The following is a 14,946-nucleotide window of genomic DNA, read 5'->3' as shown; positions in this document are numbered from 1 at the left end:
CTTATTTTCCCAACCACGGCAGTGGGTTAACCGCCTGACCCTGGCGGCGAATTTCGAAATAGAGCGCAGGCGATCCCTGGCCCCCGCTGGTACCCACCAAGGCGATTGGCTGGCCGGCACGCACCTGGGCACCGACGTTGACCAGCGCACTCTGGTTGTAGCCGTACAGGCTCATGTCACCCTTGCCGTGCTCGACCACCACCACCAGGCCGTAGCCTTGCAGCCAGTCGGCCATCAGCACGCGACCATCGGCGATGGCTTTGACTTCGCTGCCTTCAGGCGCAGAAATCACCATGCCTTTCCAGCGTAACTCACCCTGCTGCGTTTCGCCAAAGCGGTGCAGGGTGCTACCGCGAACCGGCCAGTAGTCTTGACCATTCGGCCGGCCAAGGCCGCCGGTGCGGGCCATCAGCGAGCGTTCGCTTTCGCTTGGTTTGTAGCTGGAGCCGGTTTTCTTCGCCTGTTGCTCTTTCTTGCGTACCTGCTCACGCACCCGGGCGGCTTCGCGCGCTTCGCGTTCGGCACGGGCGCGGGCTTCACGTTCGGCGCGGGCGATTTTGTCACGCAAACGGCTTTCGTTCTGGCGTAGTTCGCTCAGTCGTTGCCGATCTTTATCCAGCGACGCTTCAAGTGCGGTCAGGGTTTTCTTGCGTGCGCTACGCGCCTGTTCCAGCTTTTGCTGCTGCGTCTGTTGAGCGCTTAACAAGGTCTTTTGCTGTTGCTGCTTGGCGATCAGCGTGGTTTTTTGCGCGGCCAGCTCGATGCGCGTTTGCTTCAGCTGTTCGATGGTTTTTTGTCGTGCTTCGTTCAGATAGCCAAAATAAGCCAGAATGCGCTCGCTGCGCTGGCTTTCTTCACCGCTGAGGATCAGCTGTACCGCACTGTGCTGCCCTTGGCGGAAGGCGGCATCCAGCTGTTTGGCCAGTATGTCTTGTTGCGTGGTCTGTTGTTTCTGCAATTTGGCGATCGAGGCATTCAAGCCGGAAATATCCTTGCCCAGAGCGTTTAACGAGCTCTGGGTTTCACGCAACGAACGACTGGCCTGCGCGATGGTTTTTTCTTGCGACTTGAGTTGATCCTGCAACGTGTTGCGCTGTTGTTGCTGTTGCTTAACCGCTTTTTCTTTTTCAGCAATGCTTTGCTGAATGTCTTTCAGCTCGGTTTTGCTGTCGTTGGCGGTATGGCCGGATAGCGGCAACAGCAATACGCCAGCGCAAAATACGCTGGCGCACAGTGTGGTCAACTTCCTTGGCGCACTGCGAAGCGGCAGCGGTTGGCTGCCTGCGTTTGCGCTTCGGGTTACCCTTGATAGTGCAAAATACGCCTTTTCCCTCATGGAGAGGGATTATTCCACGATGAACAGCGGCTTACCAGTCATCTCTTGCGGGATTTCCATTCCCATCAGCGCCAGCATGGTCGGCGCGATATCCGAAAGCTTGCCGCCACTGACCGCCGTCGCCGGTTTGCCGACGTAAATCAGCGGCACTGGCAGGCTGGTGTGCGCGGTGTGCGCCTGACCGGTGGCCGGGTCACGCATTTGCTCGGCGTTACCATGATCGGCGGTGATCAGCAGTTGGCCGTCAGCGGCTTTTACCGCCTCGACGACTTTTGCCATACAGGCGTCCAGCGTTTCAACCGCCGCGATCGCGGCGTCATAGATGCCGGTGTGGCCGACCATGTCGCCGTTTGGATAGTTGCAGATGATGGCGTCGTATTTACCACTGGCGATGGCACTCAACAGTTTGTCGGTCAATTCGGCCGAACTCATTTCCGGTTGCAGATCGTAGGTGGCGACCTGCGGCGAATCGATCAGTACCCGATCTTCACCGGTGAACGGTGGTTCCACGCCGCCGTTATAGAAGAACGTGACGTGGGCGTATTTTTCGGTTTCGGAGATGCGCAACTGGGTTTTGTCGTGCTTCATCAGCCATTCGCCAAAGGTATTCACCAGCGACGCCGGCGGATAGGCACAGGCGGTGTGGATGTCGGCGGCGTATTCGGTCAGCATCACGAAATCCGCGAGTTTCACGGTTTTAGCGCGAGGGAAACCGTTGAAATCGGCGTTGACGAAGGCGCGAGCGATCTGGCGTGCGCGGTCGGCGCGGAAGTTCATGAAGATCAACGCGTCGCCATCCTGCATTTCCGCGCTGGCTTCACCGGCTGCGCGAATCACCGTGGGTTTGACGAACTCGTCGTTTTCACCGCGAGCGTAGGCGGCTTGCAGCCCGGCGACGGCGCTGTCGGCATGAAACTCGCCCTTTGCCTGAGTCAGCAGGTCATAGGCCAATTGCACGCGATCCCAGCGGTTGTCACGGTCCATGGCGAAGTAACGGCCGACGATCGACGCAATGCGCCCTGCCCCCAGCGCGTCGAACGCGTCGCTGAAGCGTTGCAGGGAGGATTCGGCGCTGCGCGGTGGGGTATCGCGACCGTCCAGAAAGGCGTGCAGATAAACCGCTTTGGCACCGCGTTGTGCGGCCAGTTTCACCATCGCCAGGATGTGCTCTTCATGGCTATGCACACCGCCCGGCGACAGCAGGCCCATGATATGCACCGCTTTACCGGCCTGAACGGCGTTGTCTACCGCCGTCGTCAGCGTCGGGTTGGCAAAGAAGCCACCTTCTTGAATGTCTTTATCCAGGCGAGTCAAATCCTGATAGACGATGCGCCCGGCGCCCAGATTGACGTGACCGACTTCGGAGTTGCCCATCTGTCCGTCCGGCAGGCCGACGTCCAGGCCTGATGCGGCAATCAACGTGTGCGGCTGCTGCTGCCACAGGCGATCCATTACTGGCGTGCAGGCGTTGAGAATTGCGTTGTCCTGCTGTTCTTCCCGGTGGCCATAGCCGTCCAGAATCACCAGCACCATAGGCTTTTTATTGCTCGACATGGTATTAACCTCATAAAGTATGAATAGCCATCTGCCCGAGGGGGGGATGGCTATTCACGCTGCAAAGCGGGGAATTCTAGCGCGCGGCGGGTTAAAAAGAGCCCAGAGAGATCAAAGTTGCGTTGAACTGTCGGCAACTTTTTTGCGCTGACATGACAATTTTTTATCGTAGTCCGCAGTTTCTGCAATCACAGCCGCTAATTGGCTGTAATTGCCGCATTCGGCAGGTATACTCTGGAGCCTTGACTTATTTTCCCTTAACTGACGGGAGTTGTTACACCCCATGCTGCAAGAAATTATGCAATTCGTTAGCAATCATCCCATACTTAGCCTGGCCTGGGTTGCCCTGCTGGTCGCGGTGATTGTGATGACCTTCAAAAGCCGTTTTTCCAAGGTTAAAGAGATCACCCGTGGTGAGGCTACCCGCCTGATTAACAAAGAAGATGCGGTGGTTGTCGATACCCGCAGCCGTGAAGATTTCCGCAAGGGTCACATTGCCAATGCCATCAACCTGACGGCGAGCGAAATCAAGAGCGGCAGCCTGGGCGAGCTGGAAAAACACAAGGCGCAGCCGGTAATTGTGGTGTGCGCTAACGGTACGACGTCGCGTGAGCCGGCAGAAAACCTGAGCAAAGCCGGGTTTGACAACGTTACGACTCTGAAAGACGGTATTGCCGGTTGGAGTGGTGAAAATCTGCCTTTGGCACGCGGTAAATAATTCTTTAACGTAGTAGAGGTGGTTCCCATGGCTAACATCGACATCTACACCAAGGCGACTTGCCCGTTTTGCCATCGCGCCAAGGCGCTGCTGAACAGCAAGGGTGCGGCTTTCAACGAGATCGCCATCGACGGCGACAACGTAAAGCGTGAAGAGATGATTGCGCGCAGTGGGCGCACTACCGTGCCTCAAGTTTTCATCGACGGTCAGCATATTGGCGGCTGTGATGATTTATATGCACTCGATGCACGTGGCGGCCTGGATCCGCTGCTCTAAACGGCAGGCCGTAATAGCGTATTCATACTCACATTATTCACGCTGCCTCAGAGCGGCATCTGAACGGCGCCTCGCCAGTCTGGCGCCGTCAGGCTATGCGGCCGGGTGGCCGGTGCTATCAACGGGCGGCGTGAAGCATGACGGGTATATAAGGACATTTAACTAAGGGTATTACACACATGTCAGAACAAAACAGCACCGAGATGGCTTTCCAGATCCAGCGTATCTACACCAAAGACATCTCTTTTGAAGCGCCAAATGCACCACAGGTTTTCCAGCAGGAATGGCAGCCGGAAGTTAAACTTGATCTTGATACTGCATCCAGCCAGTTGGCGGATGAGGTGTATGAAGTGGTACTGCGCGTAACCGTAACCGCGTCGCTGGGCGAAGAAACCGCATTCCTGTGCGAAGTGCAGCAGGCGGGTATCTTCTCCGTGGCTGGTATTGATGGTACGCAACTGGCGCATTGCCTGGGTGCATATTGCCCGAACATTCTGTTCCCGTATGCGCGCGAGTGCATCACCGCTCTGGTTTCCCGTGGTACGTTCCCGCAATTGAACCTGGCACCGGTCAACTTTGATGCGCTGTTCATGAACTATCTGCAACAGCAGGCCGAAGGCGAAGGTGCCGCACCACATCAGGATGCCTGATGAATACCGTCAATGCTTCAATGACCGTTATCGGTGCCGGCTCGTACGGCACCGCTTTAGCCATTACGCTGGCGCGCAACGGCCACACGGTAGTGCTATGGGGCCACAACCCCGACCAGATAGCCAAACTGCAACGCGAGCGCTGTAATCAGACGTTCCTTCCCGATGTACCATTCCCCGATACTTTGCTGCTCGAAGCCGATTTGGCACGTGCACTGGCGGCCAGCCGCGATGTATTGGTGGTGGTGCCCAGCCACGTCTTTGGCGACGTATTACGCCAGTTGAAGCCGCTGCTGCGTACCGATGCGCGTATCGTATGGGCTACCAAGGGACTGGAGGCGGAAACCGGCCGGCTATTGCAGGACGTGGCACGCGAAGCGCTTGGCGATACCATTCCATTGGCGGTGGTGTCCGGACCGACGTTTGCCAAAGAGCTGGCGGCGGGCCTGCCGACCGCCATTGCGCTGGCGGCGACGGACGAACAATTTGCCGACGATCTGCAGCAGTTGCTGCACTGCGGCAAAAGCTTCCGCGTATACAGCAACCCGGATTTTATCGGTGTGCAACTGGGCGGGGCGGTTAAAAACGTGATTGCCATCGGTGCCGGTATGTCTGACGGCATTGGTTTTGGCGCCAACGCCCGCACCGCGCTGATCACCCGAGGCCTGGCAGAAATGAGCCGACTGGGCTCCGCGTTGGGTGCCGATCCATCGACCTTTATGGGCATGGCCGGGCTGGGCGATCTGGTGTTAACCTGCACGGATAATCAATCACGCAATCGCCGCTTCGGTATTATGCTGGGGCAGGGGAAGGGCGTGGAAGAGGCGCAGCAGAGCATTGGTCAGGTGGTCGAAGGCTACCGCAATACCAAAGAAGTGCTGGCGCTGGCGCAGCGTCACGGGGTGGAAATGCCCATCACCGAACAGATTTACCAGGTGTTGTACTGTAATAAAAATGCCCGCGAAGCAGCGCTGAGCCTGCTAGGGCGTACACGGAAAGACGAAAAACACAGTGCCTGATCTGGCAATGGGCGCAGTACGCTGAGCCCACAGGGCGCGACTATCGCGCCTGTTACGTATAATTGGCTGCCTTGCCGGCGTCGGCGGGGTTGCCTGTTTTTGTAAGGCAGAGAGGAAAACAATGTCGTCAGAAGAGTTAGAACAGGTCTGGAGCTGCATTAAATCAGAGGCGCGGGCGCTGGCTGATTGTGAACCGATGCTGGCTAGCTTTTTCCATGCGACGTTGCTTAAGCACGAAAACCTGGGCAGCGCGCTCAGTTACATATTGGCCAACAAGCTGGCCAATCCGATCATGCCGGCAATTGCGGTGCGCGAAGTAGTAGAAGACGCCTATCGCGCCGATGCACAGATGATTGCCTCTGCGGCGCGCGATATTCTTGCGGTGCGGTTGCGTGACCCGGCGGTGGACAAATACTCTACGCCGCTGCTGTACCTGAAAGGCTTCCACGCCTTGCAGGCTTATCGTATCGGCCACTGGCTGTGGCTGCAAGGTCGTGAAGCGCTGGCGATTTACCTGCAAAACCAGATATCTGTCGCTTTTGGTGTGGATATTCACCCGGCGGCGAATATCGGCTGCGGCATCATGCTCGATCATGCGACCGGTATCGTCATCGGCGAAACCGCGGTGGTGGAAAACGACGTTTCCATTTTGCAGTCTGTCACACTGGGTGGTACCGGCAAAACCAGCGGCGATCGTCATCCCAAAATCCGTGAAGGGGTGATGATTGGCGCGGGTGCAAAAATCCTCGGCAATATCGAAGTCGGCAAAGGGGCAAAAATCGGCGCCGGTTCGGTGGTATTGCAACCTGTACCGCCGCACACCACTGCCGCAGGGGTGCCAGCGCGCATCGTCGGCCGACCGGAGAGCGACAAACCGTCGATGGATATGGACCAGTATTTTAACGGTTCCAATCATGGGTTTGAATATGGCGACGGCATTTGAGCGCCAACCTGACGTCAGACTTTTCAGGCCGCCATCAGTGCGGCCTTTTTGTTACTGCTTGATCAGCGCACCGGCATAATCCAACTGACGCCAGGCTTCGTACACCACCACCGCGACCGCATTGGATAAGTTCATGCTACGGCTTTGCGCCTGCATGGGAATGCGGATTTTTTGCTGTGGTGGCAAGGCATCGAGGATTTCTGCCGGCAGACCGCGCGTTTCCGGGCCAAATAGCAAATAATCCCCTTGCTGATATTTGACCGCGCTGTGTGCCGGCGTGCCTTTGGTGGTCAGGGCAAACAGGCGCTGCGGCTGTTCGCTGGCCATGAACGCTGCATAATCGGCGTGGCGTTTGACGCTGGTAAATTCATGGTAATCGAGTCCGGCGCGGCGCAGGCGTTTGTCATCCCACGGGAAGCCCATGGGTTCAATCACGTGCAGCTGAAAGCCGGTGTTGGCGCACAGGCGAATGATATTGCCGGTATTGGGTGGGATTTCGGGTTCAAATAAAACGATATTCAGCATGGTAAAAGCCCCTCATGAGAGGGGCGCAGAATAGCAAATCCGGGCGGGGTTTGTCGCGGAGCGGCGCTCGGCCGGTTAATGATCGCGCGAGGATTTGCGTTGGTGCAGTGGTAACCACAGTACCAAACGCAGGCCGCCGAACGGGCTGTCTTCGGCTTTCACCCAGCCGCGATGCTGCGTGACCGCCGCCTCGACGATCGCCAGCCCCAGGCCGGTGCCGCCGGATTCTCGATCGCGTGCTTCATCGGTACGGTAAAATGGCCGGAAGATCTGCTCGCGGTCTTCCGGGCTGACGCCTGGGCCGTCATCGTCAACTACGATGGTAATACCCTGATTATCGGCGCTGAATGCCACCACAATGCGTGTATGCGAGTAACGCAGGGCGTTTCGCACGATGTTTTCCAGCGCGCTGTCCAGGGCACCTGCGTTGCCAAATAGCGTCCATGGCCCCGGTGGTGACGTGACCTCAAGCTGTTTGCCCATCTGTTCGGCTTCAAAGCCGGCGTTATCCAGTACATCGGCCCACAGTTCGTTGGCCTTGAGCATCTCACGTACCAGTTCACTTTTTTGCTGCCCGCGAGACAAGACCAGCAGGTCGTTAATCATCGAATCCAGGCGCTGTGCTTCGGTTTCGATACGTGCCAATTCATGGCCTTCACCGTGGCGGCGGCGCATCAGCGCGGTGGCTAATTGCAGGCGCGTCAACGGCGTGCGCAGCTCGTGGGAAATATCGGAAATCAACCGTTGCTGGGCGGTCATCATGCGCTCCAGCGCGCTGACCATCTGGTTGAAACTGGCACCGGTAGCCAGGAACTCCTGCGGTCCGGCCTCCAGTTCAGGATGCTGCTTCAGGTTGCCGCGCGCCACGTCATCCGCGGCGTTTTTCAATTTGCGTGCCGGTTTAGCCAGGCTCCAGGCAAGCCATAGCAGCAGCGGTGCGCTGATCAGCATGGTGACAATCAGCAGCAGCAATGGTCGGTCGAACATCAGGTTGATAAAGTCGGATTGCGGACTGTTGGCTGGCCGAATCAGGTACAGCTGATAGTTGTCCTCCCCGTCGCGTACCGAGAAGGGGCCGACCAGCTCAACGCGGCCATATTTTTTCTTCTTGGGATGATCGGAGTTGTCAGACTGGCCAATGAAGTTACGCACGATTTGCATTTCATTGCGCTGTGCGCCAATAACGCGGCCTTCGCTGGTCACCAGCAGCAAACGCTGGCCGGGCGGAGCCCACTTGTCGATGGCGCGGAACAGGCGCCGCCACCACATCAGGTCGTTGGCCGGATCCTGTTGCAATTCGGCCTCGACATGCTGTTCCAGCATCAACCCCTGCCGCTGTTCGCTGTCCAGCAGCGACGTCATTTGGCGAGAGTCGAGCTTGGGCACCATCAACACCAGCATTAGCACCAGCGCTAATGTAAACCAGAATATGGCGAAGATGCGTGCCGTCAAACTGTTGATCATGTTGCAGATACCATTAAATAGCCGCGGCCGCGCAGGGTTTTGAACCATGGGTGGCCATCTTTACGGTCGGGCAGTTTACGTCGCAGGTTGGAAATATGCATGTCGATGGCGCGATCGAACGGCGTCAGACGCTTGCCCAAGACTTCCTGGCTCAGCAATTCGCGTGACACTACCTGGCCAAGATGCTGGGCCAGCAGATAGAGTAGCGTAAATTCGGTGCCGGTCAGATCAAGCACCTGGCCGTCGAAACTGGCTTCCTGCCGCCCCGGGTTGAGCTGCAGGCCGTCAACATCCAGCGTGGGTGCGCTGGTATCAACGTTTTGTTGCTGCTCGCTCCAGTTGGAACGGCGCAAAATGGCGCGGATGCGTGCCACCAGCTCACGATCGTTGAACGGTTTCGGCAGGTAGTCGTCGGCGCCGAGCTCCAGACCGAGCACGCGATCCAGCTCGCTGCCGCGCGCGGTCAGCATGATCACCGGCGTTTGGTGGTGTTGGCGTAATTCTTTCAAGGTGTCGATACCATTTTTCTTCGGCATCATGATATCGAGAAGCAGGAGATCGATGGAGCTGTCCAGCAGTGACAACGCCTGTTCGCCGTCATGAGCAACGACAATGGTAAAGCCTTCCATTTCAAGCAATTCTTTCAACAGCGAGGTCAGCTCGCGGTCGTCGTCCACTAACAGAATCTTGTTCATTATGATTTACCTCCTGACGCAAAATACGTCATCAACCGTTGGTATTCCATGACTTTACGTAGTTTTACATGCCCTGACGGATGTTTGCAGGTGCGGCAGTACACTGCTCTTCGTTGATTCGCAAAGTGGAAAAAACGAGGAGTAAAAATGCGTAAGGTGACCGCATTAGTTATGGCACCAATGCTGGCGATAGGTTCTTCCGCCGCCACTGCTGCCGAGACTATATCGGAAACGCTCCCGTCTTCTACGCATATTGCGATGAACACGCTTCCCGGCCAACACCACATGTTTGATGGGGTTAGCCTGACCGAACAGCAGCGCCAACAAATGCGCGACTTGATGCGCCAGGCTCGTAACGATCTGCCTGGTGTCAATGTAGCTGAAATGGAAGCCATGCATAAGCTGGTAACCGCAGACAAATTTGATGAAGCCGCCGTGCATGCGCAGGCGGAAAGAATGGCTCAGGAACAGGTTAAGCGACAGGTCGAAATGGCCCGAGTGCGCAATCAGATGTATAACCTGCTGACGCCTAAGCAAAAAAGCGTTTTAGACCAGAAGCATCAGCAGCGTATGCAGCAGATGGAGCAACAGATTTCTGGTTTGCAACAAACTTCTGCCCAGAAGTTGAGTACGACTGAGTAGTACCCTGTTTTTCCTTGCCATAGACACCATCCCTGTCTTCCCCGCCATGATGGCGGGGCTTTTTTTGCCTGACATTCCGTTATACTGAACCGAGAAAAATCAAACGGGACTGGTTATGCAACAGCAATATGCGCGCCTGGTGAAGTCCGCCGCCCTGGCCGCCACCGTATTGGCCGCTACGTTACTGCTGATCAAAATTGTTGCCTGGTATATCACCGGGTCGGTAAGCGTGTTGGCTGCGCTGGTGGATTCACTGGTGGATATTGCCGCTTCGCTGACCAATCTGTTGGTGGTGCGCTATTCTTTACAGCCGGCCGACCAAGAACACACCTTCGGCCACGGTAAGGCCGAATCATTGGCTGCGCTGGCGCAAAGCATGTTTATCTCCGGCTCTGCGTTGTTCCTGTTTCTTACCGGTTTTCAACATCTCTATTCTCCGCAGACCATGCGCGAGCCTGGCGTCGGCATTGCCGTCACGTTGGTAGCGTTGCTCAGCACCCTGATGCTGGTGACCTATCAACGGTGGGTAGTAAGAAAAACTCGCAGTCAGGCGGTAAGAGCAGATATGCTGCATTATCAGTCAGATGTCATGATGAATGGTGCTATTCTTATAGCGCTTGGGCTAAGCTGGTACGGCTTTCAGCGGGCAGATGCGCTGTTTGCGCTGGGCATTGGCGTTTACATCCTCTACAGCGCGTTGCGCATGGGTTATGAAGCGGTGCAATCATTGCTGGATCGCGCATTGCCGGATGAAGAGCGGCGGGCGATCATCGAGGTGGTATCGTCCTTGCCGGGAATAAAAGGCGCCCATGATTTACGCACTCGCCAATCCGGCCCGACCAAGTTCATCCAACTGCATTTGGAAATGGAAGACAATCTGCCGCTGATGCAGGCGCACTTATTGGCCGAAAGAGTAGAAAAAACGCTGCTGGAGCATTTTCCCGGGGCGGATATCATTATTCACCAGGATCCTTGCTCTGTAGTTCCCCCGGGTCGCCAGGGGCAATGGGAGCTATAATCAGCCTATACGGTATGGCTGATATGACGTTGGGCAACCTGGGTTTAACTCGGCGTGCGATGAGCTTTTTTACCTTGATTTAGTGTGACCTGAATCAATTCAGCTGGGTGTTTTTGTTATAATATCCAGCAATAAAATCCGTAAAGCGGGGTTGCTGCAACCGGAAACGCGGACGGCGCAATCGGCGAATACAAAATTCTTAAGAAATTGCATCTACAAGTTCAGAGGTAGTCATGATCAAGAAAATCGGTGTACTGACGAGTGGCGGTGACGCGCCAGGTATGAACGCTGCGATCCGTGGCGTTGTGCGCGCCGCGCTTACGGAAGGTCTGGACGTTTTTGGTATTTACGACGGCTACCTTGGCTTGTATGAAGATCGCATGGAGCAGTTGGACCGTTACAGCGTGTCCGATATGATCAATCGTGGCGGCACCTTCCTGGGGTCGGCACGCTTCCCGGAGTTCAGGGATGAAAACGTACGCGCCAAGGCTATCGAAAACCTGAAAAAACGCGGCATTGATGCGCTGGTAGTGATCGGCGGCGACGGGTCATATATGGGAGCCAAGCGCCTGACCGAAGAAGGTTTCCCGTGCATCGGCCTGCCAGGGACCATCGATAACGACGTAGCCGGCACCGATTACACTATCGGTTACTTCACCGCACTGGAAACCGTGGTGGAAGCGATTGACCGACTGCGCGATACTTCCTCTTCACATCAGCGTATCTCCATCGTTGAAGTGATGGGGCGTTACTGCGGGGATTTGACGCTGGCGGCGGCCATCGCCGGTGGGTGCGAGTTCATCGTATTGCCGGAAATCGAATTCAACCGCGAAGATTTGGTATGTGAAATCAAAGCCGGTATCGCCAAAGGCAAAAAACACGCCATCGTGGCCATTACCGAGCATATCTGCGACATCGATGAGCTGGCGGCTTATATTGAGCAGGAAACCAAGCGTGAAACCCGTGCCACCGTGCTGGGCCACATTCAACGCGGCGGTTCCCCAGTGGCATATGACCGCATCCTGGCTTCACGCATGGGTGCTTACTCCATCGAACTGCTGCTGAAAGGTTATGGCGGTCGTTGCGTGGGCATCCAAAACGAGAAAATGGTGCACCATGACATCATTGACGCCATTGAAAACATGAAGCGTCCGTTCCGTGGCGATTGGCTGGATACCGCCAAGAAATTGTACTGATCTTTCGGTTATAACGCCCAAAGCCCCCGTTTTCGGGGGTTTTTTTATGCTTCCACGCTGTCATATTCCAGAATCGTCTAGCCATAAATTTTTTAGTCTTTAATCATCAGGCCAGTTTCTGGCAGGCTCTGGGCTATATCAACCGATTGAGGTTGCGACTATTTTTCTGGGAGAGCGTGCGATGCGTAAATGGGGTGTAGGGCTGTCATTGTTGTTACTGACTACCGGTGCGGTGGCGAAAGACATTCAATTGTTGAACGTTTCGTATGACCCGACGCGTGAGTTTTATCAGGAATATAATGCGGCATTCAGCAAATATTGGCAGCAGCAGAGCGGCGACAACGTCACTGTACGCCAGTCGCATGGTGGTTCCGGCAAGCAGGCGACGTCGGTGATTAACGGTATCGAAGCCGATGTGGTGACGCTGGCGCTGGCCTATGACGTTGACGCGATTGCCGAGCGTGGTCGTATCGATAAAAACTGGATCAAGCGGCTGCCGGATAACTCAGCGCCTTATACCTCGACCATCGTTTTCCTGGTACGTAAAGGCAACCCGAAGCAGATTCACGACTGGCCGGATTTGGTGAAATCAGGCGTTTCCGTCATCACTCCTAACCCGAAAACGTCCGGTGGTGCACGCTGGAACTACCTGGCGGCGTGGGGCTATGCGCTGCACCACAACAATAACGATCAGGCCAAGGCGCAGAAGTTTGTCAAAAACCTGTATAAAAACGTCGAAGTGCTGGATTCTGGCGCTCGTGGCTCAACCAACACCTTTGTCGAGCGTGGCATTGGCGACGTACTGATCGCCTGGGAAAACGAAGCGTTGCTGGCAGAAAAAGAGTTGGGTAAGGATAAATTCGAAATTATTACCCCGAGCGAATCGATTCTGGCAGAACCGACGGTTTCGGTTGTCGATCGGGTGGTCGATAAGCGCGGGACGCGAGACGTTGCAAACGCCTACCTGAAATATCTGTACACGCCGGAAGGCCAAACCATCGCGGCGAAAAATTATTATCGTCCACGCGATCCGGCGGTCGAAGCCAAATTCGCCGCGCAGTTCCCGAAACTGAAACTGTTCACCGTGGATGATACGTTCGGCGGTTGGAGCAAAGCGCAAAAGGAACATTTCGCCAGCGGCGGCAAATTCGACGAAATCAGCAGGCGTTAAGCCAGTTGCACAATAAAAAACCCCGGCATGCCGGGGTTTTGTCATTCAGAGTCGTGCGTTATCAGGCTTTTTTCGCTTCGGCCGCAGCCTTGACGATCACCGCGAACGCGTCGGCTTTCAGCGACGCGCCGCCAACCAGTGCACCGTCGATGTCCGGCTGTGCAAACAGTTCTGCGGCATTTTTATCATTGACCGAGCCGCCGTACTGGATGATCACACCTGCCGCAACGTCGGCGTCGTGCTTGGCAATGTGGTCACGAATGAATTTGTGTACCGCCTGTGCCTGCGCAGGGGTAGCCGATTTGCCGGTACCGATGGCCCATACTGGCTCATAAGCGATAACGGTGTCTTTCATTGCCGGTGCGCCCAGGGTTTTCAGTACGGCATCGATCTGACGTGCGCATACTTCTTCGGTTTTACCCGCTTCGTTTTCTGCTTCGGTCTCACCGATGCACAGCACCGGGATCAGGCCGGCTTCTTTCAGTACGGCAAATTTCTCTGCGATCGCTTCATCGGTTTCCTTGTGATAAGTGCGACGCTCGGAGTGGCCGATGATGATGTATTGCGCACCAACGTCCTTCAGCATGTTGGCGGAAACTTCGCCGGTGAAGGCGCCGGACAGATTGATGTCCACGTTTTGCGCACCCAGCGCGATACGGCTGCCGGCCAGCTGATGTTTGGCTTGATCCAGGTACATTACCGGTGGGGCGATGGCCACGCCGCAGCCTTCTACGCTGCTCAGTTCATTGCGCAAGCCGGCGATCAGCTCGTTAACCATGTGAGTGCTGCCGTTAAGCTTCCAGTTACCCATAACTAATGGATGACGCATGTTTTTTCCTCCAACAAGGGAACGCGAGAGTCGAAATTAATACTGCCGTACCGGCAGTCAACCTGCCCAACAGTATAGAGATGAAAAGATGAGAAGGCTTTGCTTTTCGTCATTAATTGCCCGGCAATCACGGTTCCGCCAGCGTTAATTTTACCGGTTCAACCGCAAAGGTCAGGCCCTGGTCGCCGTTGTCCGCCACCACGTAGCGGATGGCTCCCACCTGCTGCGAGTAGAAGTGGGAGCCTTTGCCTTTCTCCAGCAGCGAATTAACCTTGATGATGCTTTGTTCGACCGACATCGCCGGTTCGAACTGGCGCATCAGCGCCGCCATATAGTTAACCGCAATGGCACGGGCGGTTTTTGCGTCGTTGCCCTGCAACGGCAGATGGGTGATCTGCAAGGTTTTGATTTTACCGGTACCTTTTTCCAGTGCGGTGGAAGCGTACAGGTTTTCATTCAATTTGCTGGCGGCGCGAGTCAGCAAGGGGGTATCGTCCTCGCTGGCGGCGATGGCACGGAATTCGCCAATCGGCAACGTCGGATTATCGCGGTTGTATTTTTCGCGGAATTTTACCACCGTCAGATCGAACGTCGGCGCGCCGGCCAACAGGTACGGCGCCGTTGGCGGTGTATCCGCAGCGGCTGGCGGATCGGCCCAGGCAGCGCCCATTCCATATGCCAGACAGGCAATAAGGGTGATTCTTCTCAGCATGATAGTAGCGGCATCAATAGCAAAGCGGACTCCGATTAAAGCGATAATCGAGGGAGCTTGTCAAAGATCCCGCAGGATTAACGCCAACTGACAGCAAGGCTGCGTCGTGTTACGCATTCTGCATGGCGAAAACCTCGCCGCTGCGTTGCCTATGTTACACTGCGGCGCAGAATATGGGCAGGTTAACGATGCAGGATT

Annotated in this window: 16 protein-coding genes; 9 read left to right on the top strand and 7 right to left on the bottom strand. The window is 55.8% G+C overall.

Going from position 1 to position 14,946, the window contains the following annotated elements:
* Position 1: 1 nt before the first annotated feature.
* Both envC and gpmM read right to left on the bottom strand, forming a co-directional pair.
* Positions 2-1,336, bottom strand: coding sequence for a murein hydrolase activator EnvC (gene envC, locus NYE85_RS04265; RefSeq protein ID WP_259003163.1), 1,335 nt, complete (start codon positions 1,334-1,336; stop codon positions 2-4).
* 9 nt (positions 1,337-1,345) lie between these two features.
* Positions 1,346-2,890 carry a 2,3-bisphosphoglycerate-independent phosphoglycerate mutase gene (gene gpmM, locus NYE85_RS04260; protein WP_259003161.1) on the bottom strand — a complete coding sequence of 515 codons (1,545 nt, stop codon included), beginning with the start codon at positions 2,888-2,890 and terminating at the stop codon, positions 1,346-1,348.
* A gap of 283 nt (positions 2,891-3,173) precedes the next feature.
* Between gpmM and NYE85_RS04255 the strand changes: the two genes are divergently transcribed.
* The 5 genes from NYE85_RS04255 to cysE all read left to right on the top strand — a co-directional run bounded on the left by NYE85_RS04255 (position 3,174) and on the right by cysE (position 6,496).
* The gene (locus NYE85_RS04255; RefSeq protein ID WP_259003159.1) at positions 3,174-3,608 is read left to right on the top strand and encodes a rhodanese-like domain-containing protein; all 435 of its coding nucleotides are present in this window, start codon (positions 3,174-3,176) and stop codon (positions 3,606-3,608) included.
* Between the two features lie 27 nt (positions 3,609-3,635).
* Positions 3,636-3,884 carry a glutaredoxin 3 gene (gene grxC, locus NYE85_RS04250; RefSeq protein ID WP_004956639.1) on the top strand — a complete coding sequence of 83 codons (249 nt, stop codon included), beginning with the start codon at positions 3,636-3,638 and terminating at the stop codon, positions 3,882-3,884.
* Between the two features lie 179 nt (positions 3,885-4,063).
* The gene (gene secB / locus NYE85_RS04245) at positions 4,064-4,534 is read left to right on the top strand and encodes a protein-export chaperone SecB (RefSeq protein ID WP_004956637.1); all 471 of its coding nucleotides are present in this window, start codon (positions 4,064-4,066) and stop codon (positions 4,532-4,534) included.
* Positions 4,534-5,553, top strand: coding sequence for an NAD(P)H-dependent glycerol-3-phosphate dehydrogenase (gpsA, locus tag NYE85_RS04240; RefSeq protein ID WP_259003155.1), 1,020 nt, complete (start codon positions 4,534-4,536; stop codon positions 5,551-5,553). Before secB ends, gpsA begins: the two co-directional genes overlap by 1 nt.
* 121 nt (positions 5,554-5,674) lie before the next feature.
* A complete protein-coding gene (cysE, locus tag NYE85_RS04235) occupies positions 5,675-6,496 on the top strand; it encodes a serine O-acetyltransferase (RefSeq protein ID WP_259003153.1) in 822 nt (273 codons plus the stop codon).
* 51 nt (positions 6,497-6,547) lie between these two features.
* Here cysE and trmL read toward each other — a convergent pair whose 3' ends face one another.
* The 3 genes from trmL to cpxR all read right to left on the bottom strand — a co-directional run bounded on the left by trmL (position 6,548) and on the right by cpxR (position 9,180).
* The gene (trmL, locus tag NYE85_RS04230) at positions 6,548-7,021 is read right to left on the bottom strand and encodes a tRNA (uridine(34)/cytosine(34)/5-carboxymethylaminomethyluridine(34)-2'-O)-methyltransferase TrmL (RefSeq protein ID WP_259003151.1); all 474 of its coding nucleotides are present in this window, start codon (positions 7,019-7,021) and stop codon (positions 6,548-6,550) included.
* 75 nt (positions 7,022-7,096) lie between these two features.
* The gene (cpxA, locus tag NYE85_RS04225) at positions 7,097-8,485 is read right to left on the bottom strand and encodes an envelope stress sensor histidine kinase CpxA (protein ID WP_259003149.1); all 1,389 of its coding nucleotides are present in this window, start codon (positions 8,483-8,485) and stop codon (positions 7,097-7,099) included.
* Positions 8,482-9,180, bottom strand: a complete 699-nt coding sequence (gene cpxR, locus NYE85_RS04220) for an envelope stress response regulator transcription factor CpxR (protein WP_004956627.1) — start codon at positions 9,178-9,180, stop codon at positions 8,482-8,484. Before cpxR ends, cpxA begins: the two co-directional genes overlap by 4 nt.
* A gap of 147 nt (positions 9,181-9,327) precedes the next feature.
* On the opposite strand from cpxR, the gene cpxP reads away from it, so the two are divergent.
* The 4 genes from cpxP (at position 9,328) to NYE85_RS04200 (ending at position 13,207) form a co-directional block, all read left to right on the top strand.
* Positions 9,328-9,822, top strand: a complete 495-nt coding sequence (gene cpxP / locus NYE85_RS04215) for a cell-envelope stress modulator CpxP (protein ID WP_259003147.1) — start codon at positions 9,328-9,330, stop codon at positions 9,820-9,822.
* Positions 9,823-9,937: 115 nt separating this feature from the next.
* Positions 9,938-10,840, top strand: coding sequence for a CDF family cation-efflux transporter FieF (fieF, locus tag NYE85_RS04210; protein WP_259003146.1), 903 nt, complete (start codon positions 9,938-9,940; stop codon positions 10,838-10,840).
* 233 nt (positions 10,841-11,073) lie between these two features.
* Positions 11,074-12,036: a 6-phosphofructokinase gene (gene pfkA, locus NYE85_RS04205; RefSeq protein ID WP_004956523.1), complete on the top strand. Its 963-nt coding sequence runs from the start codon at positions 11,074-11,076 to the stop codon at positions 12,034-12,036.
* 181 nt (positions 12,037-12,217) lie between these two features.
* Positions 12,218-13,207 carry a sulfate ABC transporter substrate-binding protein gene (locus NYE85_RS04200; protein ID WP_259003145.1) on the top strand — a complete coding sequence of 330 codons (990 nt, stop codon included), beginning with the start codon at positions 12,218-12,220 and terminating at the stop codon, positions 13,205-13,207.
* Positions 13,208-13,268: 61 nt separating this feature from the next.
* On the opposite strand, the gene tpiA is transcribed toward NYE85_RS04200, so the two are convergent.
* Together tpiA and NYE85_RS04190 are read right to left on the bottom strand one after the other, a co-directional pair.
* Complete coding sequence (tpiA, locus tag NYE85_RS04195) at positions 13,269-14,036, bottom strand: triose-phosphate isomerase (protein WP_259003143.1); 768 nt, start codon at positions 14,034-14,036, stop codon at positions 13,269-13,271.
* Between the two features lie 127 nt (positions 14,037-14,163).
* On the bottom strand, positions 14,164-14,748 hold the full coding sequence (locus NYE85_RS04190) for a YiiQ family protein (protein WP_259003141.1): 585 nt from the start codon (positions 14,746-14,748) through the stop codon (positions 14,164-14,166).
* Positions 14,749-14,946 lie beyond the last annotated feature (198 nt).

Source organism: Serratia sp. AKBS12 (assembly GCF_024793895.1).
GTDB lineage: Bacteria > Pseudomonadota > Gammaproteobacteria > Enterobacterales > Enterobacteriaceae > Serratia_F.
The sequence above is the reverse complement of the archived record's forward strand: the minus strand, read 5'-3'. Positions and strand labels throughout refer to the sequence as shown.